The organism is Treponema sp. UBA7567, from assembly GCF_002476655.1.
In the GTDB taxonomy this organism is placed as follows: Bacteria; Spirochaetota; Spirochaetia; order Treponematales; family Treponemataceae; genus Treponema_D.
In genome coordinates this window covers 1-4,516 of the sequence record NZ_DLLH01000033.1, presented here as the reverse complement: position 1 = coordinate 4,516, position 4,516 = coordinate 1, and the positions used below count along the sequence as shown (strand labels likewise).

Sequence of the window (4,516 nt, the reverse complement as noted above, 5' to 3'; positions counted from 1 at the left end):
CACTTCGTTGCGGAACAACTTGAAAAGTTAATCCTAAAACTGAAGTTTTAATTTTGACTTTTTATGGGAGGAGATGTGAAAGTCTTAAATTTATGTCTGTCGTTGACCGCAAATTCGACAGTTCTTTCAACTTCTCTGACCTTTGAACAGCAATATCAAAAAATCTACAAAAAACTTATAGCATTTTTATATCAAAATCAAACCGCAAAATTTTCATTTTCGTTTACAGGTTTGCAGCTTGAATGGTTTGAAAAAGAACATCCAGAGTTTCTTCAGATTCTGCATGAGCTCGTTGCCAGAAAGCAAATTGAACTTTTAGGAGGCGGTTATTACAATCCCGTTTTTCCGCTTTTATCTCCGGTCGACAGAGCAGGGCAGATTGAACTTTTGACAGTTGAACTTAGAAGAATTACAGGAAAACGTCCGCGCGGAATTTCTGTTTTAAGTTCTGTTTGGGATCGCTCGCTTATTCCGTGCTTTCAAAATTGCGGAATGGAATGGGTTCAACTTGATTTTTCAGTTTTTCCCGAAAAAAGCCGGCATTTTCTTCCTCAAATTTTAGGCGAACAGGGAAAAATAATAAAAGTTCTGCCTGTTTACAGAAATTTGCAGAATGTAATCAAAAAGAATATTTCACCGGAGCAATATTTAAAAGAACTCGTAGACAAAATTGAAAATTCGACAAAGAATGATGAATACAATTATTATGCACAGGAAAGGGTAATTTCTGTAAATTTTGAATTTGACAGCGCGGAAATTTTATTAAAAAGCAACTGGATTGAAAATTTATACAAGTCGATAAGTCGGGAATTTGCCGGAAAAGTCAGAGTTTGCCTTCCAACAGAATACATTCATCGTGCAGAAGAATTTATTCCATCATTTACAGGAATTGGCATTCGGGATGATGTTGCAAAATGGGCGTTAAAGCCTTACGAAATTTCCGGAGAAAAATCGGAACTTCCTGTTTCTATAAACAATTTTTTAATTACATATCCAAGATGCCGCGCACTTTACAACCGGGAGCTTTATATTTCACTGCTTGTTTCAAACTGTCATGGCGACAAAGCTAGAAAAATGGCAGCCAGAAAATCGCTTTGGAAAGCGCAGACAGGAGAGGCATTTTTGTGTTCTCCAGAAGGAGTGTTTCCTGACAAAAGAATGCGTCAAGCCGCTTACAAAAATCTTACGGAAGCAGAAAAATTCATTCGCGAAGCTGTTCCTTTTAAGGAATCAGTAACATCTTTTGACTACAATGCGGACGGGCACAACGAATATCTGTGCTCAATGGATAAATACACAGCCTGCATTAGCGCACGAGCCGGACAAGTTACAGAACTCAACGTAATTCACAATCTTGAAAATTACGCTGACAATTTAAGCCGGATTGAGAAATTCGACAAAGTGAATGATAACTATGAGCGCGGACTTTTTGTTGAACATGTTTTTAGCAAAGAAGAATTTTCTGATTATAAAAAAGGTCTTTCGGCGGCTGGATGCGGAGTTTTTTCAAAGACACTTTTTAGAGAAGCCGAATTTAACGGAACTAAAAAAGAAATAAAGCTAAAAGGTGAAGGGACATATTCAAATCTGGATATTCCAATCAGCCTAAGAAAGCGTTATCTCATAAATTCCAATGGATTTATGGTTCAATATATTTTAAAAAATGAAGGGCCGATTGCTTTTAGCGGGAATTTTGTAGTTGAATCAAATTTTGCCCAGACAGATTTTTCTCAAGCCAATAAAAATTCATACAAATTGGATTTGATTTCTGACGGTAACGGAATTTCTTACGAAACAGTTGATGAATCGGTTGTAAAAAGAGACATTTCGTTTGTTCAGATTACAGATACGTCAAGCAATATTTCTTTTGTTTATGAACCAAACGAAGAAGCGGGAATAAGCTGCCAGCCTTTGCTTTTTAAAAGACCAAATTTAAATTCAAAAACGGCACAAGTTGCAGAAAATACATTTACGGCTTCACTTTTCTGGGAATTTGATCTTGCCGGCGGAATGGAAATAGAAAAAACAATAAACTTCACAATAATCACTCCCAAAAAACGCCGGACAAAGAAAAATTAAGAGGAAAGTGTGTGGTCGTGTATTCTGAAAAAGTGTTTGAAATTTTATATTGGTAGACAGAATTCATATTATGCTAAGTAACTTTTTTTTTTAACTAAAAATTATTCTAGTGCATTTTTCACAATCTGTAAAGTAGTCTTTGAATTTTTTTTCTGAAATTTATTAACATTCGTTAACTGCGTACACAAATACGCATTATCGCAACATATTTGAAAAAGACTGTCATCGACACCGCCTAAATAGTCCAACAGTTCCAAAATAGAACTGAATTTTTTTTCTTTGATTACCTTAATGACATCTTTTATCGAATTATACTTTTCTGCGTCTTTATCTTCTTTGGAAACCAAATATTTAGAACTATCAAATCCCCCGTAATCTTCCAAAACTTTATTTTCAAACTGTTGTTTTTTTGGATTATCCAAATGTAAAAAATACCGAACAGTCGATTTTAAATTCACAACCCTTTGAGGCTTTGTAACACCCTTAACCGTTTCTTTCCCGTCAACCTCAACAACATCACCCAATTTTTTACAAACTTCATTATAAATCTGACTTTCAGTTTTTTTATCACCGCTAAGAAGAATATGATAATGTTCTTTTTTCTCTGACGGAGTATGCAACGGACTGACGCAACAAGGGACGCAAAGTTTTTCCAAAACCTCCCTAAAATCCGCCCTCCCCTCACTAGGATAAAAAATCAAAGTCCAATTGCGTGCTCTCTCCATTTTTTCCGTACCATTTATTTTTTCCATTTTCTTTAACCTCCCTAAAATTATCACAGGCAAAATATTTAACCTTGCTTTTTCTCCAAGTCTTAAAAGAAACTTGAATTTTATACAACCAACAATTTTCTTTTTCACAATTACTGCAAATATCATCAACCGCATTGCAGTAACTTTCAAAAGTCCGATAATCTTTTTGAAAAACATAAATTGTTTTTTTCATTTTTTTGACCACTGACCACCGCCCATAATATATAGTCGTAGTAATATATTATGGGCGGTTTTTTTTCAAAAAACCTTGACATCTTCCGCCAAAGGCTCACAACCAACAAACTTTATCCGACTTGGCACACCGTACGACATCAGCAACCAAACAAAAGCCCCCAACAGACACGAAGCCCGACAATGCAAGATTTTGTAACAATTCCGTCTGCTCCTTGATTTTTCAACGCAAAATGTGTAATAATAAAGTCTTTTCATTTTTTCTATCTCCAAAAAAAAGCCCATTTTATCCAACAAGACAATTTGTTAGACAAAATAGGCAAAATCTAAGTCTTTGGGGGGCTTATCACCCCCCTTGCTTGCTACGCAAGCAATTCCCCCCCCCGTGAAATCGAGGCTGAAGCCTCGATTTTTTGTTTTTTTTTATTCCGACAGTTTAAGATTGGAAAACGGCTCAAAGATTGTAAAACAAGCACCTGAAAAACGACTTCCCGTAAGAAATTCCACAACAAATTCTTTAGAATATTGACTATAATAAAATCTAGGAACACTAGATTGCTCACCTACCCCCACCAAATGAAACTTAATATATTCTTGCGATGTTTCATAAAATTCATAATTATTATAATCATAAAGTGATTCTTTACCACCAAGTTTAAAATTTAAATTAAAAACTTTATAAAATTCATATGAAAGTTTTTCAACAGAAGTCTCATTTGAAAGATTAACCCCCAATTTATCCGCAATGAAAAACATCAATTCCAAAACTCCCTCTTTGGCAGTTTTTAATAAATCGTCCACATAAAAAACATAGTCAACCAAATAACCGCCCTCGACAACAGTCCGAGAAGCCTCTACTACATTTGGATACGTAGTTATCGCCATATCATCACCCCCACTGGACACACCGCCACCGCTAGCGGACGTGTCATCATCAACAGAGCAACCGCCCAACAAGAGGACGGAAGCCAAAATTAAAAACAATTTTTTCATAAAAACACCTCCCCGAAATTATACATCAAGCCACAATTTTTGTAACGTCAGACTGCGCAAATTTAACACCGTCAAGACGCTTAACCGTGCCGTTATTGTATTCGCTCATATCGCCAAGTAAAAGGAATTCCGAGCCGACAGAAACCGTTATGCAGTCAGACCGCAACGAAATAAAACGGTTTGTTCCGAAATAAAAGACAGTGCCAGCAGAATAACGTTTATTTCCGCCAATAGACTGTAAACTCGAAGAACGAGAACTAAAACGAGAGTTAATAGTCTGCAAAACGTAGTTTACATCCTCAGCTACGCTAGAACCATCCTCATCTATCAATCTATCAAGAACTAATCTCATTTGCGACCGCATAACATAACCGCTATCATCATCAAACATATTGTCAAGAGCAGACCCCACACTATCAACAGAGTTTTCAACCGCTCCAATCTTGTTATAGATTGTTGAAACCATTTCCGATTTAACTTCGTCTACAGATGATTTAACT

General features: G+C 36.1%; 4 protein-coding genes. 1 reads left to right on the top strand and 3 read right to left on the bottom strand.

The genetic code is table 11. The features are described from left to right. Positions 1–75 precede the first annotated feature (75 nt). Complete coding sequence (locus tag B3Y13_RS04080; protein WP_296022630.1) at positions 76–2,079, top strand: alpha-amylase/4-alpha-glucanotransferase domain-containing protein; 2,004 nt, start codon at positions 76–78, stop codon at positions 2,077–2,079. A 101-nt stretch (positions 2,080–2,180) separates the two neighbouring features. On the opposite strand, the gene B3Y13_RS04075 is transcribed toward B3Y13_RS04080, so the two are convergent. From B3Y13_RS04075 to B3Y13_RS04065, 3 genes are all read right to left on the bottom strand, one after another. Next, positions 2,181–3,008 carry a Rep family protein gene (locus B3Y13_RS04075; protein WP_296692837.1) on the bottom strand — a complete coding sequence of 276 codons (828 nt, stop codon included), beginning with the start codon at positions 3,006–3,008 and terminating at the stop codon, positions 2,181–2,183. Positions 3,009–3,446: 438 nt separating this feature from the next. Continuing rightward, the gene (locus B3Y13_RS04070; RefSeq protein ID WP_296692835.1) at positions 3,447–4,016 is read right to left on the bottom strand and encodes a hypothetical protein; all 570 of its coding nucleotides are present in this window, start codon (positions 4,014–4,016) and stop codon (positions 3,447–3,449) included. A gap of 25 nt (positions 4,017–4,041) precedes the next feature. Beyond that, positions 4,042–4,516: hypothetical protein (locus tag B3Y13_RS04065; protein ID WP_296692833.1), on the bottom strand; the 475-nt coding region annotated here is incomplete at its 5' end.